Here is a 25,294-nt window from a genome sequence, read left to right on the forward strand (position 1 = left end):
TAGGAAGTGCGTCTCCGGTCCGGCGAGCTGTGCAGGCAGCCCGTCGGGCCGGTGTTTTTCCTATCGACGGCAGGCCGTCGATCGCAAGAGGAGCCGGAGGAATGATCGCTGTGATCGATCCGCCTACTGTGCGCCGCGTTACCGCAGCGATGTGGCTGGTCCGTGTATGGCTGGCACTGCTGGTGCTGTTGTCGCTTTCGATCCTGCCGCTGCAGGCCGCCGACCCGGCGGTGCAGGGGCCTTACCAATGGCGCAGCGTCGCCATCGGCGGTGGCGGATTCGTCACCGGTGTGCTGTTTCATCCCGCCGAGCGCGACCTTGCGTATGCACGTACCGATGTCGGTGGTGCGTACCGCTGGGATGCGCGCGCGCAGCAGTGGGTGGCTTTGACCGACTGGCTGGGTGCCGACGACTGGAACCTGATGGGGATCGATGCGTTCGCGGTCGATCCTGCCGACCCGCAGGCGCTGTATCTGGCTGCGGGCACCTATATGCACGAGCGCGCCGGCAATGCTGCGGTGCTGCGTTCGTTTGATCGCGGCCGCAGTTTCGAGCGTGCCGAGTTGCCGTTCAAACTCGGCGGCAATCAATTGGGCCGTGCCAATGGCGAACGGCTGGCGGTGGACCCGCACGATGGCCGTGTGCTGTTGCTGGGCTCACGCGATGCAGGCCTGTGGCGCAGCGACGATCGCGGCGCGCACTGGGCGCGGGTGGATGCATTTCCCGCCGAGGCAATGGCGGGCGCGACGGCGCGCAATCATGTCGGACGCGAGCAGGCGGTGGGCATCGCCTTTGTCGTCTTCGATGCCGCCAGCGGCCGTGCCGGCCGTCCGACCCCGCGCATCTATGTCGGCGTGTCCACCGCGCAGACCAGTCTGTATGTCTCCGACGACGCCGGTCGCAGCTGGTCGGCGGTGGCCGGGCAGCCCAAGGGCCTGCGTCCCAGTCATATGGCCGGCGGCAGCGATGGGCAGTGGTATCTGAGCTACGGCGACCAGCCCGGGCCGGACCTGATGGCCGGCGGCGCGCTGTGGAAATACACCCCGGCGCAGGGGCGCTGGAGCGAGATCAGCCCGATCGCGCAGCCGGCCAGCGGCGATGGTTTCGGCTGGGGCGCGGTGGCGGTGGATCCGCAACAGCCGCAGGTGCTGCTGGCCAGCACCTTCCGCCGTCGTAGCCCGCGCGATGAGCTGTTCCGCAGCGTCGACGGCGGGCGCAGCTGGACTCCGTTGCTGGCGGGCGCGCAGTTCGATCACAGCGCAGCGCCGTGGACCGCGCAGGCCACGCCGCACTGGATGGGCGCGCTGGCGATCGATCCGTTCGACAGCAACCACGCGCTGTTCGTCACCGGCTACGGCATCTGGGCTTCGCGCAACCTGCAGGATTTCGCCAGGCAGCAGCGGCCGTTGCAGTGGTGGTTCCAGGATCGTGGGCTGGAAGAGACCGTGCCGCTGGATCTGCTCAGCCCGATGCAGGGCGCGCACCTGCTCAGTGCGCTGGGCGATATCGACGGCTTCCGGCATGACGATCTGGAGCGTGCGCAGCTGCAGTACGCCGGCCCGCGCCTGACCAATGGCGAGAGCATCGATGCCGCCGGGCAGGCCGCACAATGGGTGGTGCGCAGCGGCACCGTGCGCGATCGCCGCAACAACGAGATCCGTGCGCTGTATTCGCGCGATGGCGGTACGCAGTGGACGGCGTTCGCCAGCGAGCCGCCAGCCGGGCAGGGCGCCGGCAACATCGCCATCGCCGCCGATGCATCCCATGTGGTGTGGGCGCCCGAGAAAGGCGGCAACTGGCGCACCGCCGATTTCGGCAAGCACTGGCAGCGGGTGCAGGGGCTGCCCGAGACCGCGGTGGCGGTGGCCGATCGCGTCGATGCGCGGCGCTGGTATGCAGTGGATACCGCCAGCGGGCGCTTGTACGAGAGCCGCGATGGTGCAGTGAACTTTCGCGACACCGGTGCCCAGGCCGGCAATCCGGCGCGCGACGAACGGGCGCGCCCGCAGCTGCGCCCGGATCCGTGGCGGGCAGGGGTGGTGTATCTGGCCAGCCCCGCGCTGGGCGTGATGCGCTGGCAGGACGGGCGTTTGCAGACCTTGTCCAGGCCGGACGAGGCGCGTTCGCTGGGCATTGGCAAGGCACTGCGCGATGGCGCACCGCCGGCGCTGTATCTGGCCGGCCGCGTGGATGGAGTGGACGGCGTGTTCCGCTCCGACGATGAAGGCGCGCACTGGTTGCGCATCAACGACGACGCGCACCGGTTCGGCAAGCCCTACAGCGTCACCGGCGATCCGCGCCTCCCCGGGCGCGTGTACTTCGCCACCGGTGGGCGTGGCATCTTCTACGGCGATCCACGATGAGCGCTGCGTCCCTGCGCGCGTCATCGCGCTGTCTTACCGTGTACGGCGGCATGCGCCGTCGCATCGCTGCGCGCCGAGTGGCCGCGCCGACCCTGGAGATCACTGCATGACCGCTTCCCTCATCCGTCGTGGCTGCCTATTGGGCCTGGTCCTGGCCAGCCCTGCTGCGTTGGCGCAACCGAGCCTGCCGTTGTTGTTTGCCGATGGCGCGGTGCTGCAGCGCGACCAGGCGATGCCGGTGTGGGGCTGGGCCACGCCCCATGCCGCCATCACGGTCGGCTTCGACGGCAAGCGGGCCACCGCCAAGGCCGATGCCAAGGGTCAGTGGAAGGTCAGCCTGCCCGCACACAAGGCCGGCGGCCCCTATGTGCTGAGCGTGCAGGGCGACGGCGGCGAGTTGCAGGTGCGCGATGTGCTGGTCGGCGATGTGTGGCTGGCCAGCGGTCAATCGAACATGGAGTGGCCGCTGGCGCAGGCCAGCGATGGCCCGCAGGCGGTGGCGGCGGCCAACGACCCGCAGTTGCGGCACTTCAAGGTGCCCAAGTCGTGGTCGCTGCAGCCGGAAGCGCGCCTGACCGGCGGCGACTGGAAGCCCGCCACACCGGACAACGCCGGCGAGTTCACCGCAGTCGGTTATTTCTTCGCCAAGGAGCTGCGCGCCAGCACCGGCGTACCGATCGGCATCGTCAACAGCACCTGGGGCGGCAGCGCGATCGAGGCGTGGATGGATGCGACCTCGCTGGGCCTGGATGCCGGGCAGAACCAGGGCGCGATCGAGGCGATCAAGCAGCGCGATGCCGCTGCGCAGGCGGCCACCGGCAAGCGCATCGCGCGCTGGCCCAAGGTGGATGGCGAGATGCCGCAGTGGCGCGAAGCGACATTCGACGACAGCGACTGGGACAGCATTCCGACCACCCAGCAGTGGGAATCCAGCGGCTATGACGGCATGGACGGAATCGCCTGGTATCGCACCACGGTCACCCTGAGCGCTGCCGAAGCCAAGGCCGGCATCAGGTTGGGCGTGGGACAGATCGACGACTCGGACATCACCTACGTCAATGGCCAGCAGGTCGGCACGACCGAAAAGCAGTGGAACCTGCCGCGCGTCTACACCGTGCCGGCCTCGGTCTTGCATGCAGGGGTCAACCACATCGCGGTGCGGGTGGAAGATCTCAGCGGCGGTGGCGGCATGCATGGCCCGGACGAGCAGCGCTTCGTGCAGACCAGCGCCGGTGCCAAACGCGCGTTGGGCGGCTGGAAGTTCCGCCCCGCCGACGTGCGCGTGTCGCTGGTCGACAACAAGAATCAGCTGCCCACGCTGCTGTACAACCAGATGATCCATCCGCTGCAGCCGTTTCCGGTCAAGGGCGTGATCTGGTACCAGGGCGAAACCAATGCCAGCGACACCGGCGCCCTGAAGTACCGTGAACAGTTCGCCGCGATGATCCAGCAATGGCGCGCCGAACGCGGCGCGAAAACGCTGCCGTTCCTGTGGGTGCAGCTGGCCAACTTCAAGGCCGGCGGCGACAAGGGCGAGCTGAGTCCGTGGGCACTGTTGCGCGAGTCGCAGTCCAAGACGCTGGCGCTGCCGGCGACCGGGCAGGCGGTGATCATCGATATCGGCAACCCCACCGATATCCATCCCACCAACAAGCGCGATGTCGGCCATCGCCTTGCGCTTGCTGCACGTCATGTGGCGTACGGCCAAACGCTGGTGTACAGCGCGCCGGTGTTCAAGCAGGCGCGCTTTGTCGATGGTCAGGCAATGCTGAGTTTCGATCTGCAAGGCAGTGCGTTGCAGGTGCGTAATGGTGGCGAAGTGCAGGGTTTCCGCGTCGCCGGTGCCGACAAACACTTCCATCCGGCCACCGCGCGCATCGAGGGCGATCGCGTGATCGTGCGCAGCGACGCGGTGGCTGCACCGGTCGCGGTGCGCTACGGCTGGAGCGAAAACCCGGACGACGCCAACCTGGTCAATCGCGAACAGCTTCCCGTTTCCCCCTTCCGCACCGATACCTGGTGACACGGAGTCCTATGTCCATGCATTCCCCCGTTGCACGTCTAATCACTTCTTCCCCTGCACGCCGTTGCCTGCGTCCGCTGCTGCTGTCCGCGCTAACGCTGGCCCTGGCAGCGTGCCAATCCGGCGAGCAGGAAGAGAAAGCCAAACCGGCCGCAGTGGCACCGACTGCCGGTAGCGCAGCGACCGCGCCTGCCACGGCAGCGGCGCCGGCTGCGCAGACACCGATGCCGCAGTTCGTCAGCAAGGACGGCAAACACGCATTGATGGTCGATGGTGCGCCGTTCCTGATCCTGGGCGCGCAGGTCAACAACTCCAGCAACTATCCCGGCGTGATGGACAAGGTGTGGCCGGCGATGCAGGTGCTGGGCCCCAATACCGTGCAGGTGCCGATCGCCTGGGAGCAGGTCGAGCCGGAAGAAGGCAAGTTCGATTTCTCCTTCGTCGATACGCTGCTCACGCAGGCACGCGAGCACAAGGTGCGGCTGGTGCTGCTGTGGTTTGCGACCTGGAAGAACAACGGCCCGGCGTATGCGCCGCATTGGGTCAAGACCGACAACCAGCGCTTCCCGCGCGTGGTGACGCGCGAGGGCAAGGCGATCGGCTCGTTGTCGCCGCATGCGCAGGCCACCCTGGATGCCGACCGCAAGGCCTTCGTCGCCTTCATGCAGCACCTCAAGCAGGTCGATCCGCAGCACACCGTGATCATGATCCAGCCCGAGAACGAGCCGGGCACCTACGGCAGCGTGCGCGACTTCTCGCCGATGGCGCAGCAGCTGTTCGACGGCCCGGTGCCGGAAGAGCTGCTCAAGCGCTTGAACAAGCAGCCGGGCAGCTGGGCACAGGTGTTCGGTGCCGATGCGGACGAGATCTTCCATGCCTGGTCGATCGGTCGCTACATCGACCAGGTGGCCGAAGCCGGCAAGGCCGAATACCCGCTGCCGATGTACGTCAACGCCGCACTGCGTGGCCCGTTCAATCCCGGCCAGCCCGGCCAGTACGCCAGCGGCGGCCCCACCGACAACGTGCTGGATGTGTGGAAGGCCGCCGGCCCGCATATCGACCTGCTGGCGCCGGACATCTACATGCCCGAGTACCGTACCTACACCACGGTACTGGAGCGCTACGCCCGCCCGGACAATGCGCTGTTCGTCGCCGAAACCGGCAACCGCCCGGAATACGCGCGCTATCTGTTCCCCGCGCTGGGCCACGACGGCATCGGCTGGTCGGCGTTCGGCATGGACTACACGCGTTATTCCAACTATCCGCTGGGCGCCAAGCACGTCAACGCGGAAACCCTGGCCCCGTTCGCGCTGGGGTTCGAGCTGGTCAAGCGCGGCATGCGCCCGTTCGCCAAGGCCGCGTCCGAAGGCAAGCTGCACGGCACTGCCGAAGAACCCGGCCAGGCGGTGCAGGAGCTGCAGCTCAACGAGCGTTGGGGCGCCACCATCACCTACGGCGTGCCGCAGTTCTGGTTCAAGGGCGAGCCGCCGGGCAACCCCGAGCCGATCGGCGCGGCCTTGATTGCCGAGCTCGGCCCTGACGAATTCCTGGTCACCGGCTACCACGTGCGCGTGACCCTGCATCCGGCCAGCGAGGCGACCGCCAACATGCTCTACGACCGCGTCGAGGAAGGCGTGTACGACGGCAGCGACTGGAAGTTCGAGCGCAACTGGAACGGCGACCAGACCGATTACGGCGTCAACTTTTCCAGCGCACCGCAGCTGCTGAAGATCAAGCTGGCCACTTACAAGTAAACCTGCACGGCCACTTGCTGCGCAGCCAGATCGCTGCGCAGCACGCCGGCTTCCAGGTCGAACGCAATGAACCCATGCGTTGCCGCCCCCGCGGCAGCGTTTCGTAATCCAAGGGAGTGAACATGCAAACCATCAACCGTTCCGCCGGCCATGCGCCTGCCACCCGACGTACACCGCTTGCGCAGTGCCTGGCGTTGTCGCTGGCCTTGCTGGCCAATGCCGCGCACGCGCAGGAAGTGCGCAAGGCCGCCGATGGCGTCACCGTGGTGCCGAGCGCCAAGGGCGCCGCACCGGTGCGTCTGCAGGTGGTCGATGCCGGCATCATCCGCGTCAGTGCCGACCCGGACGGCGACTTCGCGCGCAGCCCCAGCCTGATGCGCGTACCGGTGCAGGGCGATGGCAACTTCCAGCTGGCCGAGCAGGGCGACAGCGTGCAGCTGAAGACCGGCAAGGTCACCGCCACCGTGTCCACCGTCGATGGCCATGTCAGCTTCGCCGATGCCAATGGCAAGCCGGTGTTGTCGGAGGTTGCCGGCGGGCGCAGTTTTGCGCCGCTGAAAGTGGAGGGCAAGCAGTACCTGAGCGTGCGTCAGCGCTTCCAGTCGCCCGACGACGAAGCCCTGTACGGCTTCGGCCAGCACCAGCAGGGCTGGATGAACCAGAAGGGCCGCAACATCGAGTTGCAGCAGAACAATATCGACATGGCGGTGCCGTACCTGGTGTCCAGCCGCAACTACGGCCTGCTGTGGGACAACAACTCGATCAGCCGCCTGGGCGACCCGCGCGGCCTGCAGCCGCTGCCCAAGACGCTGAAGTTGTATGACGCCAAGGGCAAGGCCGGTGCGCTGACCGCACGTTATGCGATCAACGGCAAGCAGATCGTCGAACGCCGCGAGAGCGAGGTGAACTACCAGTACCTCAGCGACCTGACCAAGTATCCGAAGAAGGCGATCACCAAGGACAAGGACAGCCGCATGCAGGTCACCTGGGAGGGCGAGATCGAAGCGCTCACCGGTGGCGAGCACACCTTCTCGCTCTATTCGAGCGAGTACGCCAAGCTGTACGTGGACGGCAAGCTGGTCGTCGATCGCTGGCGCCAGAACTGGAACCCGTGGAATCACGAGTTCAAGCTGGATCTGGAGCCGGGCACGCGCCACACCGTCAAGGTCGAGTGGGACCTGATCGACCCCAGCTACATCGCGCTGCTGCACCGCGACCCGCTGCCGGCCGCCGAAGCGAAGGACCTGTCGCTGTGGTCCGAAGCCGGCCAGATGATCGACTACTACTTCGTCTCGGCCGATTCCTACGATCAGGCCGTGGCCGGCTACCGCGAGCTCACCGGCAAGTCGGTGATGCTGCCCAAGTGGGCCTACGGCTTCTGGCAGAGCCGCGAGCGTTACAAGAGCCAGGACGAGTTGGTCGGCGCGGTGGCCGAATACCGCAAGCGCAAGTTGTCGCTGGACAACATCGTGCTCGACTGGTCGTACTGGCCCGAGAATGCCTGGGGCTCGCACGATTTCGACCCGCAGCATTTCCCCGATCCGGACGGCATGGTCAAGGCGGTGCACGACATGCATGCGCAGATCATGATTTCGATCTGGCCCAAGTTCTATCCCACCACCGCCAACTACAAGGAACTGGACGCGGCCGGTTTCATGTTCAAGCGCAACGTGGAAGTGGGTGAGCTGGACTGGATCGGCAAGGGCTACAAGAACTCGTTCTACGATCCGTATTCGGAAAAGGCGCAGGCGATCTACTGGCGCCAGGTCAACGAAAAGCTCAACAGCAAGGGCTTCGATGCGTGGTGGATGGACGCCGACGAACCGGACGTGCATTCCAACCTGGACATCGGCGAGCGCAAGGCGCGCACCACGCCCAACGCGCTGGGCTCGTCCACCGAATACTTCAACTCCTACCCGTTGCCGCACACCCATGGCGTGTACGTGGGCGACCGTGCGGCCGACGACAAGCGCGTGTTCATCCTCTCGCGCAAGGGCTACGCCGGCACCCAGCGCAATGCGGTGGCGGTGTGGAGCGGCGACATCGTCTCGCGCTGGGACGACATGCGCGACCAGATCTCCGGTGGCGTCAACATGGCGCTGTCGGGCCTGCCCAACTGGACCTTCGACATCGGCGGCTTTGCGGTGGAGAAGCGCTACGAGAACCAGGACCCGGCACACCTGCCGGAATGGCGCGAACTCAACACGCGCTGGTTCCAGTTCGGCGCATTCGTGCCGATCTTCCGCTCGCACGGCCAGTTCCCGTACCGCGAGATCTGGAACATCGCCCCGGAAGGCACGCCGTTCTACGACAGCATGGCGTACTACAACCGCCTGCGTTACGCGCTGCTGCCGTACATCTACAGCCTGGCCGGCGACACCTATCAGCGCGATGGCGTGATCATGCGCGGCATGATGATGGACTTCCCGAACGACCCCAAGGTCCGCGACATCAACGACCAGTACCTGTTCGGCCCGGCCTTCCTGGTCGCACCGGTGACCCGCTTCGGCGCCACCTCGCGTCAGGTCTATCTGCCGGCCGGCAGCAGCTGGCTGGATTTCGCCACCGGCAAGCGCTACGAAGGCGGCCAGAGCATCGAAGCGGCCGCGCCGATCGAGCGCATGCCGTTGTTCGTGCGCGCCGGTTCCATCGTGCCGACCGGCCCGGTGCAGGAATACGTGGATCAGAAGCCGGATGCGCCGCTCACCGTGGTGGTCTATACCGGTGCCGATGGTCAGTTCTCGCTGTATGAGGACGACGGCAAGGGCTACGGCTACGAGAAGGGCGAGTTCAGCCGCATTCCGCTGAGCTGGAACCAGGCCAAGGGCGAGCTGAGCATCGGCAAGCGCGAAGGCAGCTGGACCGGCATGCAGGCCAAGCGCACCGTCAACGTGCGCTTCGTCGACGGCCCGCGCGAGGACGCCGGTGCGCTGGAGCCCAGGACCGATGCCAGCATCCAGTACGACGGCAATCCGGTCAGCGTGTTGCAGCGCAAGATTGCGTCCGGCAAAGCGCGTCGTCGATGATCGCAACTCGTTGTCAGTCAGTGAGTGCGCAGATGCCGGATCGCCGCAAGGCTCGGGCGTGCAGGTCCGGTCATGCAGCACGGTGGTGCACGTGCTGACCCGCAGGGAAGTCTGCAAGGCAACCGGTGCCGCACTCGCGGCGCTGGGCGCTGCGCCGGCTGCGTCCGCCATTGCTGCGCCGGCCAAGGCTGCCGGCGAGCAATCGCTGCCTGCCGTTGCTGCGGGCGATGCTTTGCAGCTGTGGTACCGCGAACCGGCCAACGAATGGGTGCAGGCGCTGCCGGTCGGCAACGGCCGGCTGGGCGCGATGGTGTGGGGCGGCATTGCCCACGAGCGCCTGCAACTCAACGAGGACACGCTGTACGCAGGTGGCCCGTACGATGCCACCAGCCCCGAAGCACTTGCAGCCTTGCCACAGGTGCGCGCGCTCGTGTTTGCCGGGCGCTATGCCGAAGCCGAAACCCTGGCCGACGCCAAGATGCTCTCGCGTCCGCTCAAGCAGATGCCGTATCAACCGCTGGGCGATCTGTTGCTGGATTTCGATCGTGCCGACGGCATCAGCGAGTATCGCCGCCAGCTCGATCTGGATACCGGCGTAGCCACCACCACGTTCCGCTCCGGCGGTGCTGTGCACAAGCGCGAAGTGTTCGTGTCGGCGCAGTCGCAATGCATCGTGGTGCGTCTGTCCTGCGATCGGCCACGCGCGATTTCCCTGCGCGTGGGCATCGACAGCCCGCAGACCGGCGCGGTCACGGTGGAGCAGGGCGGGCTGCTGTTCAGCGGCCGCAACGGCAGCTTCGCCGGCATCGACGGCAAGCTGCGTTTTGCCTTGCGCGTGCTGCCGCAGGTCAAGGGCGGCACGCTCAGCGGGCTGCGTGACCGCCTGCGCATCGACGCCGCCGATGAAGTGGTGCTGCTGCTCACCGCCGCCACCAGCTACCAACGCTTTGATGCAGTCGATGGCGATCCGCTGGCATTGACCGCAGCAAGCATGCAGAAGGCCGGCAAGCTGGACTATGCCGCATTGCTGCGTGCGCATCTGGCCGATCACCAGCGGCTGTTCCGGCGCGTGGCAATCGATCTCGGCACCAGCGAGGCGGCAGCACTGCCCACCGACGAGCGCGTGCAGCGTTTTGCGCAGGGCAACGACCCGGCGCTGGCCGCGTTGTATCACCAGTTCGGCCGTTACCTGCTGATCTGCAGCTCGCGGCCCGGCACCCAGCCGGCCAATCTGCAGGGCATCTGGAACGACCTGATGCAGCCGCCGTGGGAAAGCAAGTACACCATCAACATCAACACCGAGATGAACTACTGGCCCAGCGAGGCCAACGCGCTGCACGAGTGCGTCGAACCGCTGGAATCCATGTTGTTCGATCTGGCCAAGACCGGCGCGCACACCGCACGTGCGATGTACGACGCACCGGGTTGGGTGGTGCACAACAACACCGATCTGTGGCGCCAGGCCGGGCCGATCGATGGCGCCAAGTGGAGCCTGTGGCCGATGGGTGGCGTCTGGCTGTTGCAGCAGCTATGGGATCGCTGGGATTACGGCCGCGACCGTGCCTATCTGGGCAGGATCTACCCCTTGTTCAAGGGCGCGGCGGAGTTCTTCGTCGCCACGCTGGTGCGCGATCCGCAGACTGGCGCGATGGTGACCAACCCGTCGATGTCGCCGGAAAACCAGCATCCGTTCAACGCCGCGCTGTGTGCCGGCCCCACCATGGATGCGCAGCTGCTGCGCGATCTGTTCGCCCAATGCATCGCGATGAGCAAGCTGCTCAAGGCCGACGACGCCTTCGCGCAACAACTGAGCACGCTGCGCGAGCAATTGCCGCCCAACCGCATCGGCAAGGCGGGACAATTGCAGGAGTGGCAACAGGACTGGGACATGCAGGCGCCGGAGATCCATCACCGCCACGTCTCGCATCTGTACGCCTTGCATCCTTCGAGCCAGATCAATCTGCGCGATACGCCCGAGCTTGCCGCCGCGGCCAAGCGCACGCTGGAAACGCGCGGCGACAACGCCACCGGCTGGGGCATCGGCTGGCGGCTGAATCTGTGGGCACGGCTGGCCGATGGCGAGCATGCCTACCGCATCCTGCAACTGCTGATCTCGCCCGAACGCACCTACCCGAATCTGTTCGACGCGCATCCGCCGTTCCAGATCGACGGCAACTTCGGCGGCACCGCCGGCATCACCGAAATGCTGCTGCAAAGCTGGGGCGGCAGCGTGTTCCTGCTGCCTGCCTTGCCCAAGGCATGGCCGCGCGGCAGTGTGCGTGGCTTGCGCGTGCGCGGCGGTGCCAGCGTGGACCTGCACTGGGAGGGCGGCCGCCTGCAGCAGGCACGCGTGCACAGCGAGCGGGGCGGGCGCTATCAACTGTCTTACGCAGGGCAGACCCTGGACCTGGAACTGGGTGCCGGCCGCACCCGGCAGGTGGGCCTCAACAACAACCGATTGGTGACGCAATGAGCTTGTACGTAGGACTGGATGTGGGCACGCAGAGCGTCAAACTGGTGGCCTACGATCCGCAGGAGCGCGCCGTGGTCGCCACGATCGCCGCGCCGATGGAACTGATCAGCCGCGACGACGGCACCCGCGAGCAACAGGCGCAGTGGTGGATCGACGGCATCGTGCATTGCTTCGCGCAGCTCGATGGCGAGCAGCGTGCGCAGGTGCGTGGCATCTCGGTCTCCGGTCAGCAGCACGGTTTCGTGCCGGTGGCCGCCGATGGCAGCGTCACCGCACCGGTGAAGCTATGGTGCGATACCAGCACCGCACTGGAATGCGAGGAAATCATGGATGCGGTGGGCGGCGCCGCAGGCAGCGTGGCCACCGCCGGCAACCCGATCATGGCCGGCTACACCGCCTCCAAGCTGCCGTGGACGCGCAAGCATCGCCCCGAGGCGTACGCGGCGATGACCACGGTGATGCTGCCGCACGACTACGTGAACTTCTGGCTCACCGGCGAGCGCTTTGCCGAAGTCGGCGATGCCTCCGGCACCGGCTGGCTGGACGTGCGCACGCGGCAGTGGTCCGAGCGCATGCTCGGCGCGGTGGATGCGCAGCGCGACCTGCGCGAGGCACTGCCGCCGCTGGTGGAGACCGGCGCGGTCTATGCCTTGTCCGACGCAGCCGCCGATGCCTTGAATCTGCCGGCCGGCGTGCGTGTCACCACCGGCGGCGGCGACAACATGATGGCCGCCATCGGCACCGGCAACGTGGTGCCGGGACGCCTGACCATGAGCCTGGGTACCTCGGGCACCTTGTTCGCCTACGCCGATCACCCGGTGGTGGACGACGAGGCACGCTGGGCCGCGTTCTGCTCGTCCAGCGGCGGCTGGCTGCCGCTGATCTGCACCATGAACTGCACCGTCGCCACCGAGGCGGTGATGCGCATGTTCTCGATCACCCGCGAGCAGACCGACGCCTTGATCGCGAGTACCACGCCGGGCGCCGATGGGCTGGTGCTGCTGCCGTTCTTCAACGGCGAGCGCACCCCGGACTTGCCGGCCGCCCGCGGCTGCCTGTTCGGCATGGACCTGCACAACACCACCCCGGCGCATTTCTATCGCGCCGCGATGGAAGGGGCGACCTATAGCCTGCGCAACGGCTTCGATGCCTTCGTTGCGGCGGGTCTGCAGTTCGACACCATCCTGCTCACCGGCGGCGGCAGCAAGAGCGCGCAATGGCGGCAGATGGTGGCCGATATCTTCAACCTGCAGGTCGTGGTGCCGACCCAGCCCGAAGGCGCTGCCTTCGGTGCCGCGCTGCAGGCCTTGTGGGCCTGCGATCGCGATGACGGCGGTACGCACGCGTTGTCGGATGTGGTGCTGGAGCATCTGCAAGTCGACGACAGCCTGTCGGCGCGCCCGGATCCGCAGCGCGTGGCCCAGTATCAGCAGCACTACCAGCACTTCCTCAAGCACCTGCATGTGGTCAGCCCGCTCTACGCCGGCTGATCGACACGCTTTCTACAACTCCCCCAGCAGCAAGGACATTCCACCCCATGAGCAACACCGTCTACATCGGCGCCAAGGAATATTTCCCCGGTATCGGCAAGATCGGCTTCGAAGGCCGCGACTCGGACAACCCGCTGGCGTTCAAGGTCTACGACGCCAACAAGCAGGTCGGCGACAAGACCATGGCCGAGCATCTGCGCTTTGCCGTGGCCTACTGGCACAGCTTCTGCGGCAACGGCGCCGATCCGTTCGGCCCGGGCACGCGCGCGTACCCGTGGGATATCGGCAACACCGCGTTGAATCGCGCCGAAGCCAAGGCCGATGCCGCGTTCGAGTTCTTCACCAAGCTCGGCGTGCCGTACTACTGCTTCCACGACGTGGATCTGTCGCCCGATGCCGACGACATCGGCGAGTACCAGAGCAACCTCAAGCACATGGTCGGCATTGCCAAGCAGCGCCAGGCCGATACCGGCATCAAGCTGTTGTGGGGCACCGCCAACCTGTTCTCGCACCCGCGTTACATGAATGGTGCGTCGACCAACCCGGACTTCAATGTCGTCGCGCGTGCGGCGGTGCAGGTCAAGGCCGCGATCGATGCCACCGTCGAGCTGGGCGGCGAGAACTACGTGTTCTGGGGCGGCCGCGAAGGCTATGCCTGCCTGCACAACACCCAGATGAAGCGCGAGCAGGACAACATGGCGCGCTTCTTGACCCTGGCACGCGACTACGGCCGCGCGATCGGCTTCACCGGCAACTTCCTGATCGAGCCCAAGCCGATGGAGCCGATGAAGCACCAGTACGACTTCGACAGCGCCACGGTGATCGGCTTCCTGCGCCAGCACGGCCTGGACCAGGACTTCAAGCTCAACATCGAAGCCAACCACGCCACGCTTTCGGGCCACAGCTTCGAGCACGACCTGCAGGTGGCATCCGATGCCGGCCTGCTCGGCAGTATCGATGCCAACCGCGGCAACCCGCAGAACGGCTGGGATACCGACCAGTTCCCGACCGACCTGTACGACACCGTCGGCGCGATGCTGGTGGTGCTGCGCCAGGGCGGGCTAGCACCGGGCGGGCTGAACTTCGATGCCAAGGTGCGCCGCGAGTCGTCGGACCCGCAGGATCTGTTCCTGGCGCATATCGGCGGCATGGACGCGTTCGCACGCGGGCTGGAAGTGGCCAATGCGCTGCTGACCTCCTCGCCGCTGGAGCAGTGGCGCGCCGAGCGCTACGCCAGCTTCGACAGCGGCGCGGGCGCGGACTTTGCCAACGGCAGCAGCACGCTGGTGGATCTGGCCAAGTACGCCGCCGGCAACGAACCCAAGCAGCTCAGCGGCCGTCAGGAAGCCTACGAGAACCTGATCAACCAGTATCTGACCCGTTGATGTCCCGTGGCCGGCGGCGCGTTGCGCGTCGCCGGCCGATGTCGGCCGCCCCCGTGGCCGCTCCCTTGCATGCTTCCAGGTGAATCCATGTCCAGTGTCTCCGTAAACGGCGCCCCCGATGCCGGTGAGAACACCCGTTTTATCGTCTTGATCAGTTGCGTAGCCACGATCGGCGGTTTTTTGTTCGGTTTCGATAGCGGTGTGATCAACGGCACTGTCGACGGCCTGAAGCAGACCTTCAATTCCAGCGCCGCCGAGACCGGGTTCGAAGTCGCCTCGATGCTGCTGGGCTGCGCCATCGGCGCCTTCTTTGCCGGCCGTCTGGCCGACCGCTGGGGCCGCCGCGCGGTCCTGATCATTTCGGCGGCACTGTTCCTGCTCTCGGCCATTGGCGCCGGTGCCTCGCACAGTTCCGGCTTCTTCATCTTCGCTCGCGTGATGGGCGGCTTTGCGGTGGGCGCCGCCAGCGTCATCTCGCCGGCCTACATCGCCGAGGTCGCCTCCGCGCGCTATCGCGGCCGGCTCGCCACGATGCAGCAGATCGCCATCATCAGCGGGCTGTTTTGCGCATTCCTGAGCAACTACCTGCTGGCCAACGCCGCCGGTGCCTCCACCGAGCCGCTATGGGCCGGGCAGGCCGCCTGGCGCTGGATGTTCTGGATGCAGGCGGTTCCCTCGCTGCTGTTCCTGTTGCTGTTGTTGGTCATCCCGGAAAGCCCGCGCTACCTGGTGGTCAAGGGCCGCCGCGAGCAGGCGCTGGTGGTGTTGAAGCGGCTATACGGCAACGCCGCCGCGCAGACCAAGCTGGCCGAGATCTCGGCCTCGATGTCGGCCGACCAGCACAAGCCCAAGTTCTCCGACCTCATCAACAAGGCCACCGGCAAGATCCGCCCGATCGTCTGGATCGGCGTGGGCCTGGCGGTGTTCCAGCAACTGGTCGGCATCAACGTGGTGTTCTATTACGGCGCGGTGCTGTGGCAGGCGGTGGGCTTCTCCGAGCAGGACGCACTGCTGATCAACGTGCTCTCCGGCGGCCTGAGTATCGGCGCCTGCCTGGTCACGGTGATGCTGGTCGACAAGATCGGCCGCAAGCCGTTGCTGTGGATCGGCTCGGCCGGCATGGCGGTCTCGCTGGCCCTGGTGACCTATGCCTTCGCCACCGCCTCGCTGGACCCCAACGGCAAGCTCGCCATGTCCGATGCCATGGGCATGCTCGCGTTGGTGGCCGCCAACGTCTACGTGGTGTTCTTCAATGCCTCGTGGGGCCCGGTGATGTGGGTGATGCTGGGCGAGATGTTCCCGAACCAGATCCGCGGCTCGGGCCTGGCCATTGCCGGCGCCGCGCAGTGGACCTCCAACTTCGCCATCACCGTCAGCTTCCCGATCTTGCTCGGCAGCATCGGCCTGGCCGGCGCCTACGGCATCTACACCGTCGCCGCCTTCATCTCGGTGTTCTTCGTGCTCAAGTATGTCTACGAGACCAAGGGCAAGGAGCTGGAGCAGATGGAGGGCTGATCTGCCCCGTTATGCTGATATCGGCATGGAAGACGAACAAGGCCGCGCACTGCGCGGCCTTGTTCGTTGACGGTCTCGCCGGGATCTTGCCGATGTCTCGCATGCCTGCGGGCGCCTCAATCGCGCTGGCTGTCATCGTTGGGCTGGATTGGGTGCGTGCGTCGTCTCGTGACTGCCGGCAGCTCTGACCTGTGCTGTGTCAGGCGGCCTGATTCCCGCGTGGCCCAACGCACCAGCAAAGTGCAATGCGCGTCTTCAATGGCGATAACCGCCTGCAAGGGCACCGGCTCTTTTTGCAAATTGTGCGCCACCGCTATACTCCACCAGGCAGTTTCCCTCCAGACTAGGGCGAATCGTGGAACCAAGGAGTGGTGGTATGGCGGTAGCTAAAGAACTTGTCAGGGGCATGCTGATCAGCGTGTGCTACTGCCTGGTGTTTCTGATGCTTTGGCGCTTGTCGATCGAACAATGGTATCTGCCGGTTGGTTTGCGCGTAGTCGCCTTGCTCTTTCGGCCTTATCGCGAGTGGCCTTTTCTGTTGGCAGGTGACGCTGCGGCGATGTTGTTCTTGCGTATTCCGCTAGGCGAGTTACAGGGCTTCAATCCGTTATGGTCATATCTGAGTCCCTTCATTCATGCGCCTTTGATTGCTGGGGCGATTGGCCTGCTTCGATATCAAGTTCCTCATATTGTTAAAAGCCAGCAATGGTTTATTCCTGCTGCTCTTGCGATAGCTCTCTGGAACGCTATATGCAGTCTGTTAATAAACGCGACCCTCGGTGGACCGCAGGCTGACCCTGCACTAGACCTGATAGTGCTCTATTGGTCAGGTAGCTATTTGGGCATGCTGGTCTTGCTTCTTCCTGCGATGTTATGGGCGAACTGGAATGACGGTCCTGTACGCCCGAGTCTCCAGCGAGATCTCGGAATCGCGGTGGCTGTTATCCTCGGTCTGTTCTTCTTATTAGGGGTCTCGCAGGAACCACTGACTCGAAGCATCTTGATGGTTGCGATGCTCGTGCCAATGGTCGTGTTGACTTTCAGGCAGGGGTGGAGAGGCAGTGCTCTAGGGTCACTATTGGCAAGCTTCGCAATTGAGTTCTCGCTTCCTCGGGTGTATCAGATCGGGTTTTTTGATCAACAAGTTTTTAGTATCCAGTTGCTCTATGCGGTCACGACGACGGCTCTTTTTGTTTTCAATGCTCGTCTGCGCAAGCCTGCCCGCGATAAGGTTTCGAGCCAGCCAAGAGATGATGCCTTCACACTAGCCCGAGCAAGCTATTCCAGTGCTGAGCGCATGTTGCGCAATCGGGTGCTCGAATACTCTGACATCAATGTTCAGATCAACAAGATGCGCAAAGATGTGGTGGCTGATTTGAGGGGCAGAGGGCAGCATTCTGCAGCAATGGAGATGACGCGGGTTGGTGTCCTTGAGTCGCAATTGCTTCAGCAGTATGTCGCCGCGCTGTATCCGTTGGAAATCGAGACGCATGGGCTGTATCAGGCTCTGCGTTCGTCAGCACTCGAACGCTTCTGCCAATCTCAGTTTCAATGCGTGTTTCGCGGTGACTGCAGGAAGCTGTCATTGGAGCTCCAATTGAGTGCTTATCGCAGTACGCTCAATTGTGTGGAGATCTTGCCGCCGGCTAGTCGGCACTTCATTCAGGCTCGTGCTTGGACAGGGAGAGGAGCTAAGGGCGTGTTGGTGCGCGTGATTGCGGATTCGTCGTCAGCTGAGGCGGCCAAGAGCGACTCGATCGATGTGGAGGCTGAACTGAAGGCGCGCTTGAAAGCGCATGGCGGCATGTTTCGCCGCCGCCATGCGTTGGTTCTCACCTTTCTGGTTGCCGAGCCAGTCTCCGTTGCAGTCAGGGGGAGACTATCCAGTGTTCCCCAGTTGCTTCCCGCCAGTTGAATACCGTGAAGTTCTTTGTTTTGTAGACAAGTCGTGCTTGATCACGCTGAGTTGAATCAAACATTGGCGGATTGTTTGAACTCGTGCCTGCCGAAATCCTGTTCGCCGCCGGCAGCACGACGCGTTCTACATCCTTGCCCATTGGCAAGGTCCAGAGTGCGTTGTCCACTCGTGCTACCACTGCGTGGACCACTCCAGTTACATCGTTGATCTGGAGATATGTCACTCCATCGCGATGGAGTTCATAAATGGCAAGCGACGGATCCATCGTTAGGTTGGCTGCCTTGGGATTGCTGTCGCCAAGTCCTGTCATTGCATGTACGCCGACGCCACCATTGGCACAGCATTGAGCCATTGCCATGCCTGACGACAGCATTCCAGCAACGACGCAAAAAGCCATAAGCCAATTTTTTGCGTTCTTCATGATTTTGCCTTCCCCCTGCATGGGGCAACTCCGCCTGCGATTCAGGCGCTTATACGTTACGTGTTGAATGGCAGATTTTGTTGATTGTTTGTCGCAGAAAATCGCTGCGGCATACCGTTGCCGATCAGCGAGGAACAGTCAACCGCATCCGCTGTTACCTGGACCTATCCGGTCAGGCGTGATGTGCAGTGCTGGAGCGCGCGCGCTATTTAGCGGCTCGGCTCGAGTTCGCCACCGGCACGTTCAAACCATCCAATCACTCGCCGGTGATGAGATTCGCCCCAACGACGCAAGAACTGCTGGGTGTGGTGGTCGCTCAGATCGCGCAGGCTTGCGATTCGTTGGGTGATGAAAGGGGCGGTCAGTGGCTGGGCGCAGTCGACTTCGATGCAGTGGCGCCAGGCGGTATAGCTGTCGGGGATGACGGGCGACATCGTTGTGCTCTTCGGTAAAAGTGAACGTGAGGGCAGTGGCGGGGCACGGCGGGCTTGATTTTGCGCAATAAGTGTTACTTTATAACACTTCATCCATCGTTCGTCCGGTCACGCCGTGTCGCGTTCCTTGCCGCAGAGTGTCGTTTGCCTGGTCACCATGCCGAACCGTCCGTGCTCGAAGTGGCGCGGTGGCCACGTCGATCCTCCGGGGTTGGCTCGATGAGGCGGCGGCAGGTGTTGCACGCCGTCGGTGCCGCCTTGGTGCTGTCGCCGCACCTGGTCCACGCGCAGCCGCAGCCGCTGCTGCGCAGTTGCAATCTGCAGCGTCAGGGCGCGGGACTGCGACTTCGGCTCGCATTGAGTACGCAGGTCGCCTACCGCAGCTTCAGCCTGTCCAATCCAGCGCGCTTGGTCATCGACCTGCCGGGCGTTTCGACGCAACCACCGCAGATCGATCCATTGCCTGACGATCTCGCGGTCGTCGCCATCCGTAGCGGCTCGCACGGCGATGGGCTGCGCGTGGTGCTCGATCTGGCGCAGCCGCTGACAGCCACGGCGCGCTGGGAGGATGGTGCACTGGTGGTCGATCTTGCTGCTGTGTCCGGCACTGCGTCGTTGTCCGCGGCCGATCCGACCGAGCCAGCCGTTGCGGCGGCTGCGCCCACGCGCTCCCGCCTGCATCCCTACGTGGTCGCCATCGACGCCGGTCACGGCGGCAAGGATCCCGGCGCGGTCAGTGCCGATGCGCGCTACGAGAAGCATGTGGCCATGGCGGTCGCGGGGCGGCTGCACCAGCGCCTGGCGGCCGATCCGCGTTACCGGCCGACCATGATCCGCAGCGATGATCGCTTCGTGGCGTTGCACGAGCGGGTGTTGATCGCCCATCGCCGCAATGCCGATCTGTTCGTGTCCATCCATGCCGATGCTGCGCCCAGCAGCCAGGCGCGCGGCGCGTCGGTGTTTGCCTTGTCGCAGAACGGCGCCAGCTCTGCATTGGCGCGCTGGATCGCCGACAGCGAAAACGCCGCCGACGACATGGGCGACAGTACGCGCCGTCTGCGGGTGCCAAGCAACCCGGTGTTGTCGCAGGTGCTGGCCGACCTGTCGCTGAGCGGCACCATCGCCAGCAGCGTGGCGTTCGGCAAGGTGATGCTCGGGCGGCTGCAGCAGGTGACGCGGCTGCATCAGGACCAGGTCGGGCAGGCCGGCTTTGCCGTGTTGAAGTCGCCGGATATTCCGTCGCTGCTGGTGGAAACCGGCTTCATGAGCAATCGCGACGATTGCCGGCGGCTGTGCGGCGATACGCATCAGGACGAACTGGCGCACATGCTGCATGCCGGTATCGACGATTACTTCCAGATGTTTCCCGGTCGCGCCTGAGGCGCGATTGCCCTCATCCCTTCTACGAGCTTTCGATGTCCGCCACGCTGCCCGATGTTGCCGTTACCGAACCTTCCCCACTGAGCGCGCCGCTGCGCTGGGTCGGCATGCAGGACATCGCCGTGCCGCTGCGGCTGGCCGATGCCGGGCCCAGTGGCAGCGTAGCCGCGCGTGCCAGCGTGCAGGTGGATCTGCCGCGCCCGGAACTCAAGGGCATCCACATGTCGCGCTTGTACCGCCTGCTGGATCGGCATCTGGAGCAGCCGGTGTCGCCGGCGATGGTGTCGCAGCTGCTGCAGGCGCTGATCGACAGTCATGCCGATTGCGGCAGCCGTGCGGCGCGGCTGGGGCTGAACTTCGAGTTGATGCTGCGGATGCCGGCGCTGCGCAGCGAAGGACTGAGCGGTTGGCGCGCCTATCCGGTGCGCATCGATGCGCAATCCAGGGCAGGCCGCACCGAGATCCAGTTGCAGGTCGATGTGCTGTACGCCTCCACCTGTCCCTGTTCGGCGGCCTTGTCGCGCCAGTTGCTGAGCGATGCGTTTTTGCAGCAGCACCAAGGGCGCGATGCGTTACCGATCGCAGAGGTTGCGCAATGGCTGCAACACAACGGTTCGTACGCCACGCCGCATAGCCAGCGCAGCGTGGCGCAGGTGCGCGTGGAGCTGAGCGCATGCGCGCAGCGCTTGGACATCCGCGAGCTGGTCGGCCTGTGCGAACAGGCACTGGCGACGCCGGTGCAGGCGGCGGTACGGCGCATCGACGAGCAGGCGTTTGCCCGCTTGAATGGCGCCAACCTGATGTATGTCGAAGATGCCGCGCGGCGGTTGCGCAAGGTGCTGGCCGAGCGCCACGCCGTCTTCCATGTGGCAGTGCGCCACCTGGAAAGTCTGCATGCACATGACGCCACCGCCGAAACCGACAGTAATACCGATGCCGATGCGTTTCATTCCTTCGCCGAGTGAGGAATTGCCATGCAGTGCAAACATCCACGTCGATCTGCCGTTGCTGCGCGCAAGTGCGAGGTCGATCGCACGCTGCGGCGATGCGGACGCGCGGTCGCGCAGGCCTATGTGTTGATCGGGCCGTACATGATTTTTTTAGTGGGGTGATCGGCAAGATCCACGCCCATGCGCCCACGCCAGGGTGCACCACGTGCAGTTGCAGGACTGAAGTGCGCGATCGACGGCAAGGTCAAACCCGCTGCGCCCGGCGCCGTAACCAGCCTCAGCCAGTCGGCGCATCTCAGCACCTTGGATCGATGGCGTTGCCATGGGAGCTGCGCTTCTCTGACCCTGGGCGGGATCGAGGCGCATCCACCCGACCAGCGGCAACCACCCATGCCCAATAACGCAAAAACCCCGCAATGCGGGGTCTTGGCGTGTTCTGCAGTCAGACGACGGTGGTGCTCCCTAGGGGACTCGAACCCCTGTTTTAGCCTTGAGAGGGCCACGTCCTAACCATTAGACGAAGGGAGCGTTTGGTGCGTCTTGTGCAGCGCGCTAGTATAGTGCGCTAAAACCCGTTGGGCAATCCTGCAACACAAGACGGAAGCGCCATCATCGAACCCTCAGTTACATCTCCGTTCACGCTGCGCGTCATCCCACGCGATCAGCACACCATCTCGCGCAAGGACATCAGCCCCAACGCGCTGCGCGTGCTGTACCGCCTGCGCGAATCGGGCTTTGGTGCCTACCTGGTCGGCGGCGCCGTCCGCGACCTGCTGGTCGGCGGCCATCCCAAGGATTTCGACGTGGCCACCAGCGCCACGCCGGAAGAAGTCAAAGCGCTATTCCGCAACTGTCGCCTGATCGGCCGCCGCTTTCGCCTGGCGCATGTGGTGTTCGGCCGCGAGATCATCGAAGTGGCCACGTTCCGCGCCAACATCGACGATGGCAGCGGCGACCGCGAACTGGATAACGGCCGGCTGGTGCGCGACAACGTCTACGGCACCATCGAAGACGATGCGATCCGTCGCGACTTCACCTGCAACGCGCTGTACTACGCGATCGAGGATTTCTCGGTGCGCGACTACTGCGGCGGCTTCGAGGACGTGCAGGCGCGCCTGATGAAGCTGATTGGCGACCCGGAACTGCGCTACCAGGAAGATCCGGTGCGCATGCTGCGCGCGGTGCGTCTGGCGGCCAAGCTGAACTTCGATATCGAAGCCGGCACCGCAGAACCCATCCCGCGCCTGGCCGGTCTGTTGTCCGAGGCCGCGCCGGCGCGCTTGTTCGAAGAGATCCTCAAGCTGTTCCTGTCCGGACACGGTGTGGCCAGTTTTGAGGGGCTGGAGCGTTACGGCCTGCTCGGTGCGCTGTTCCCGGAGAGTGCGGCCGCATTGCGCTCCAACCGCAGTGGCGCATTGCGCGCCATGGTGCTGGAAGGCCTGCGCAATACCGACGCGCGCGTGGCCAATGACGAGCCGGTGTCGCCGGCGTTCCTGTTCGCCCTGCTGCTCTGGCCGGCGTTCTGCCGCACCCTGATGGGCCTGCAGGCACAGGGCGTGCAGCCGGAAGACGCGCAGCGTCGCGCCGCCGACCGGGTCACCCTGCATCAGCTCGAGCGCGTGGCGCTGCCGCGCCGTTTCTCGCTGCCGATGCAGGAAATCTGGCTGCTGCAGACGCGCTTCTCCTCGCGTCAGCGCAAGCGCGTGTTCCGCACCTTGTCGCACCCGCGTTTCCGCGCCGCGTTCGATTTCCTGGTGTTGCGCCAGTTCGCCTCGGCCGATCACGCCGCCGATGTGGAGTTCTGGCGTGAGGCGCAGAAGTCCTCCGGCCAGGAACTGGTCGATGCGATCGAAACTGCGCAGGCCGATCACGAAGGCGAGGAAGGTGCACCGCGCAAGCGCCGCCGCCGCCGCCGTCGCACCGGCGCGCCTGCAGGCGAGTAGGGCGTGCACACCGCCTTCGTCGGCCTGGGCGCCAACCTGGGCCCGGCCGAGGCCAGCGTGCGCGCGGCCATCGCCGCACTGGGTGAGCTGCCGCAATCCACCCTGATTGCCGCCTCGCGCCTGTATCGCACGCCGGCCTGGGGCCGCGAAGACCAGCCCGATTTCATCAATGCGGTGGCGCAGCTGCGTACTGCGCTGGCGCCATTGCAACTGCTGGAGGCCTTGCTCGGCATCGAGCAGGCCTTCGGCCGGCAGCGTATCGACGGCGAGCGCTGGGGCCCGCGCACGCTGGACCTGGATCTGCTGCTGTACGCCGATCAGGTGATCGACCTGCCACGCCTGCAGGTCCCGCACCCGCATCTGCAGGTGCGCGCCTTTGCGCTGCTGCCGCTGTCCGAGCTCGCTCCGGAGGCGATCATTCCGGGCCATGGAACAGTGCGACACGCCCTGCAGGCCATCGATGTCTGCGGGCTGGAGCCGATTGGGTAGATAATGGCCGGCTTATCACCCCACGTAATGACTTCATGAGCAGCCATACCGACAGCAAGCCCTGGACCGTGCCCGCCTTGGCGCAGGCCAAGCGCGAGGGTCGAAAACTGGTCATGTTGACCGCCTACGACGCCGGCTTTGCGCGGACCTTCGATGCCAACGGCGTGGACCTGATCCTGGTCGGCGATTCGCTGGGCATGGTGGTGCAGGGGCACGATTCCACCTTGCCGGTGACCACCGCCGACATGGTCTACCACACCGCCGCAGTGGCCAGGGTGCTGGAGCGGGCGTTGCTGGTGGCCGATCTGTCGTTCCAGGCCGATGCCACGCCCGAGCGCGCACTGGACGCTGCCACCCAACTGCTGCAGGCTGGCGCGGAGATGGTCAAGATCGAGGGCGCCGGGCACAAGCTCGAGGTGATCCGCTATCTGGTCGAGCGCGAGATCCCGGTCTGCTCGCATCTGGGGCTGACCCCGCAATCGGTGCTGCGTTTCGGCGGTTACACGGTGCAGGGGCGCGGCGAAGCCGGCGAGCAGTTGCGTCGCGACGCGCAGGCCGTGGTCGATGCCGGTGCCAGCCTGGTCGTGCTGGAATGCGTGCCCACGCCGATCGCCACCCAGATCAGCGCCGCGCTCAGCGTGCCCACCATCGGCATTGGCGCCGGTCCCGGCTGCGATGGCCAGGTGCTGGTGATGCACGACATGCTGGGCCTGGACAGCGGTCACCGCCGGCCCAAGTTCGTCAAGGATTTCCTCGCCGAAGGCGGCTCGGTGGCGGGCGCGGTGCGCGCTTACGCGCAGGCCGTGCGCGACGGCAGCTTCCCCGACGCAGCGCACGCGTACGCCGCATGATCCAGACCCTGACCGATCTTTCCACCCTGCGCGCACTGGTCACCGGCTGGAAGCGCGAGGGCCTGCGCGTGGCGCTGGTGCCGACCATGGGCAACCTACACGCCGGCCACTATTCGCTGGTGATGCTGGCGCGCCAGTACGCCGACCGCGTGGTGTCGAGCGTGTTCGTCAACCCGACCCAGTTCGGCCCCAACGAAGACTTCGCACGTTACCCGCGCACGCCCGAGGCCGACCTGCGCGGCCTGGAAGACGCCGGTTGCGATGCACTGTGGCTGCCCGACGTGGACACCATGTATCCGCTCGGCACCGCACTGGCCACACCGATCCACGCGCCGGGCGTCAGCGACGTGCTGGAAGGGGTGTGCCGGCCGGGGCATTTCGACGGCGTGTGCACGGTGGTGGCGCGGCTGTTCAATCAGGTGCAGCCGGACGTGGCCGCTTTCGGCAAGAAGGACTATCAGCAGCTGGCGGTGATCCGCCAGATGGTGGCCGACCTGGCGTTTCCGATCGAGATCCTGGGCGGCAGCATCGTGCGCGAGGCCGACGGCCTGGCGATGAGCTCGCGCAACCAGTATCTGACCGACGACGAGCGCCCGCGCTCGACCCAGATCCGCAAGGTGCTGCTGCAGATGCGCGACAGCTACGCGGCCGGCACGCCGCGTGCGCAGGTCGAGGACGCCGCCACCCAGGCGCTGGAACAGGCCGGTTTCCGCGTCGATTACGCGGTGGTGCGGCTGCCCGATCTGAGCGAGCCGGGCGACAGCCATGCCGGCGCGCGCGTGGCCCTGATCGCCGCCCGTCTGGGCAGCACGCGGCTGATCGACAACCTGGAATTCTGAGCGGTCTGATGCCGCTGCAAGCGCTGCATCAGACCGTCAC

Annotated in this window: 17 protein-coding genes and 1 tRNA gene; 15 read left to right on the forward strand and 3 right to left on the reverse strand. The window is 65.3% G+C overall.

Annotation, left to right across the window (positions count from 1 at the left end; genetic code table 11):
- Positions 1–101 precede the first annotated feature (101 nt).
- The 9 genes from DYQ94_RS12525 (at position 102) to DYQ94_RS12565 (ending at position 17,944) form a co-directional block, all read left to right on the forward strand.
- Positions 102–2,363, forward strand: coding sequence for a beta propeller repeat protein (locus tag DYQ94_RS12525; RefSeq protein ID WP_126965839.1), 2,262 nt, complete (start codon positions 102–104; stop codon positions 2,361–2,363).
- A gap of 106 nt (positions 2,364–2,469) precedes the next feature.
- Positions 2,470–4,386 (forward strand): sialate O-acetylesterase, encoded by a 1,917-nt coding sequence (locus tag DYQ94_RS12530; RefSeq protein WP_184429152.1) that lies wholly within the window; start codon positions 2,470–2,472, stop codon positions 4,384–4,386.
- An 83-nt stretch (positions 4,387–4,469) separates the two neighbouring features.
- Positions 4,470–6,140, forward strand: a complete 1,671-nt coding sequence (gene galD, locus DYQ94_RS12535; RefSeq protein WP_126965846.1) for a GH35 family beta-galactosidase GalD — start codon at positions 4,470–4,472, stop codon at positions 6,138–6,140.
- Between the two features lie 122 nt (positions 6,141–6,262).
- On the forward strand, positions 6,263–9,166 hold the full coding sequence (locus tag DYQ94_RS12540) for a TIM-barrel domain-containing protein (RefSeq protein ID WP_039520831.1): 2,904 nt from the start codon (positions 6,263–6,265) through the stop codon (positions 9,164–9,166).
- 91 nt (positions 9,167–9,257) lie between these two features.
- Positions 9,258–11,639, forward strand: a complete 2,382-nt coding sequence (locus DYQ94_RS12545; protein WP_160955165.1) for a glycoside hydrolase family 95 protein — start codon at positions 9,258–9,260, stop codon at positions 11,637–11,639.
- Positions 11,636–13,129 carry a xylulokinase gene (gene xylB / locus DYQ94_RS12550; RefSeq protein WP_016903224.1) on the forward strand — a complete coding sequence of 498 codons (1,494 nt, stop codon included), beginning with the start codon at positions 11,636–11,638 and terminating at the stop codon, positions 13,127–13,129. Before DYQ94_RS12545 ends, xylB begins: the two co-directional genes overlap by 4 nt.
- A gap of 47 nt (positions 13,130–13,176) precedes the next feature.
- Positions 13,177–14,514, forward strand: a complete 1,338-nt coding sequence (gene xylA / locus DYQ94_RS12555) for a xylose isomerase (protein ID WP_104568532.1) — start codon at positions 13,177–13,179, stop codon at positions 14,512–14,514.
- A gap of 87 nt (positions 14,515–14,601) precedes the next feature.
- Positions 14,602–16,029 (forward strand): sugar porter family MFS transporter, encoded by a 1,428-nt coding sequence (locus DYQ94_RS12560; protein WP_016904374.1) that lies wholly within the window; start codon positions 14,602–14,604, stop codon positions 16,027–16,029.
- A gap of 376 nt (positions 16,030–16,405) precedes the next feature.
- Positions 16,406–17,944 carry an MASE1 domain-containing protein gene (locus tag DYQ94_RS12565; protein ID WP_102257073.1) on the forward strand — a complete coding sequence of 513 codons (1,539 nt, stop codon included), beginning with the start codon at positions 16,406–16,408 and terminating at the stop codon, positions 17,942–17,944.
- Here the strand turns inward: DYQ94_RS12565 and DYQ94_RS12570 are convergent.
- Both DYQ94_RS12570 and DYQ94_RS12575 read right to left on the reverse strand, forming a co-directional pair.
- On the reverse strand, positions 17,898–18,389 hold the full coding sequence (locus DYQ94_RS12570) for a hypothetical protein (RefSeq protein WP_102581221.1): 492 nt from the start codon (positions 18,387–18,389) through the stop codon (positions 17,898–17,900). The genes DYQ94_RS12565 and DYQ94_RS12570 overlap by 47 nt on opposite strands.
- Positions 18,390–18,577: 188 nt before the next feature.
- Positions 18,578–18,802, reverse strand: coding sequence for a hypothetical protein (locus tag DYQ94_RS12575; protein WP_046342384.1), 225 nt, complete (start codon positions 18,800–18,802; stop codon positions 18,578–18,580).
- A gap of 219 nt (positions 18,803–19,021) precedes the next feature.
- Between DYQ94_RS12575 and DYQ94_RS12580 the strand changes: the two genes are divergently transcribed.
- Together DYQ94_RS12580 and folE2 are read left to right on the forward strand one after the other, a co-directional pair.
- Complete coding sequence (locus DYQ94_RS12580) at positions 19,022–20,182, forward strand: N-acetylmuramoyl-L-alanine amidase (RefSeq protein ID WP_126966410.1); 1,161 nt, start codon at positions 19,022–19,024, stop codon at positions 20,180–20,182.
- 35 nt (positions 20,183–20,217) lie between these two features.
- Complete coding sequence (gene folE2, locus DYQ94_RS12585; RefSeq protein WP_126966409.1) at positions 20,218–21,147, forward strand: GTP cyclohydrolase FolE2; 930 nt, start codon at positions 20,218–20,220, stop codon at positions 21,145–21,147.
- A gap of 438 nt (positions 21,148–21,585) precedes the next feature.
- On the opposite strand, the gene DYQ94_RS12590 is transcribed toward folE2, so the two are convergent.
- Positions 21,586–21,660, reverse strand: a tRNA-Glu gene (locus DYQ94_RS12590).
- Positions 21,661–21,707: 47 nt separating this feature from the next.
- Here DYQ94_RS12590 and pcnB point away from each other — a divergent pair.
- The 4 genes from pcnB to panC are packed head-to-tail and all read left to right on the forward strand — an operon-like array spanning position 21,708 to position 25,254.
- Positions 21,708–23,075 carry a polynucleotide adenylyltransferase PcnB gene (gene pcnB, locus DYQ94_RS12595; protein ID WP_024939771.1) on the forward strand — a complete coding sequence of 456 codons (1,368 nt, stop codon included), beginning with the start codon at positions 21,708–21,710 and terminating at the stop codon, positions 23,073–23,075.
- 3 nt (positions 23,076–23,078) lie between these two features.
- Positions 23,079–23,564 (forward strand): 2-amino-4-hydroxy-6-hydroxymethyldihydropteridine diphosphokinase, encoded by a 486-nt coding sequence (gene folK, locus DYQ94_RS12600; protein WP_046342387.1) that lies wholly within the window; start codon positions 23,079–23,081, stop codon positions 23,562–23,564.
- 35 nt (positions 23,565–23,599) lie between these two features.
- Complete coding sequence (gene panB, locus DYQ94_RS12605) at positions 23,600–24,415, forward strand: 3-methyl-2-oxobutanoate hydroxymethyltransferase (RefSeq protein ID WP_053054586.1); 816 nt, start codon at positions 23,600–23,602, stop codon at positions 24,413–24,415.
- A complete protein-coding gene (gene panC / locus DYQ94_RS12610) occupies positions 24,412–25,254 on the forward strand; it encodes a pantoate--beta-alanine ligase (protein ID WP_053054587.1) in 843 nt (280 codons plus the stop codon). The genes panB and panC overlap by 4 nt, the downstream gene beginning before the upstream one ends.
- Positions 25,255–25,294 lie beyond the last annotated feature (40 nt).

The sequence above is a fragment of the Xanthomonas sp. LMG 8993 genome, assembly GCF_009835065.2.
Lineage (GTDB): Bacteria > Pseudomonadota > Gammaproteobacteria > Xanthomonadales > Xanthomonadaceae > Xanthomonas > Xanthomonas arboricola.

Excerpts from the sequence above, each read along its gene's own strand:
- folE2 (WP_126966409.1), top strand. The coding sequence starts at position 20,218 with ATGTCCGCCACGCTGCCCGATGTTGCCGTTACCGAACCTTCCCCACTG.
- DYQ94_RS12560 (WP_016904374.1), top strand. The coding sequence starts at position 14,602 with ATGTCCAGTGTCTCCGTAAACGGCGCCCCCGATGCCGGTGAGAACACC.
- panC (WP_053054587.1), top strand. The coding sequence starts at position 24,412 with ATGATCCAGACCCTGACCGATCTTTCCACCCTGCGCGCACTGGTCACC.
- xylB (WP_016903224.1), top strand. The coding sequence starts at position 11,636 with ATGAGCTTGTACGTAGGACTGGATGTGGGCACGCAGAGCGTCAAACTG.
- xylA (WP_104568532.1), top strand. The coding sequence starts at position 13,177 with ATGAGCAACACCGTCTACATCGGCGCCAAGGAATATTTCCCCGGTATC.
- DYQ94_RS12575 (WP_046342384.1), bottom strand. The coding sequence starts at position 18,802 with ATGTCGCCCGTCATCCCCGACAGCTATACCGCCTGGCGCCACTGCATC.
- panB (WP_053054586.1), top strand. The coding sequence starts at position 23,600 with ATGAGCAGCCATACCGACAGCAAGCCCTGGACCGTGCCCGCCTTGGCG.
- DYQ94_RS12525 (WP_126965839.1), top strand. The coding sequence starts at position 102 with ATGATCGCTGTGATCGATCCGCCTACTGTGCGCCGCGTTACCGCAGCG.
- DYQ94_RS12540 (WP_039520831.1), top strand. The coding sequence starts at position 6,263 with ATGCAAACCATCAACCGTTCCGCCGGCCATGCGCCTGCCACCCGACGT.
- DYQ94_RS12565 (WP_102257073.1), top strand. The coding sequence starts at position 16,406 with ATGGCGGTAGCTAAAGAACTTGTCAGGGGCATGCTGATCAGCGTGTGC.
- DYQ94_RS12580 (WP_126966410.1), top strand. The coding sequence starts at position 19,022 with ATGAGGCGGCGGCAGGTGTTGCACGCCGTCGGTGCCGCCTTGGTGCTG.
- DYQ94_RS12530 (WP_184429152.1), top strand. The coding sequence starts at position 2,470 with ATGACCGCTTCCCTCATCCGTCGTGGCTGCCTATTGGGCCTGGTCCTG.
- DYQ94_RS12570 (WP_102581221.1), bottom strand. The coding sequence starts at position 18,389 with ATGCAGGGGGAAGGCAAAATCATGAAGAACGCAAAAAATTGGCTTATG.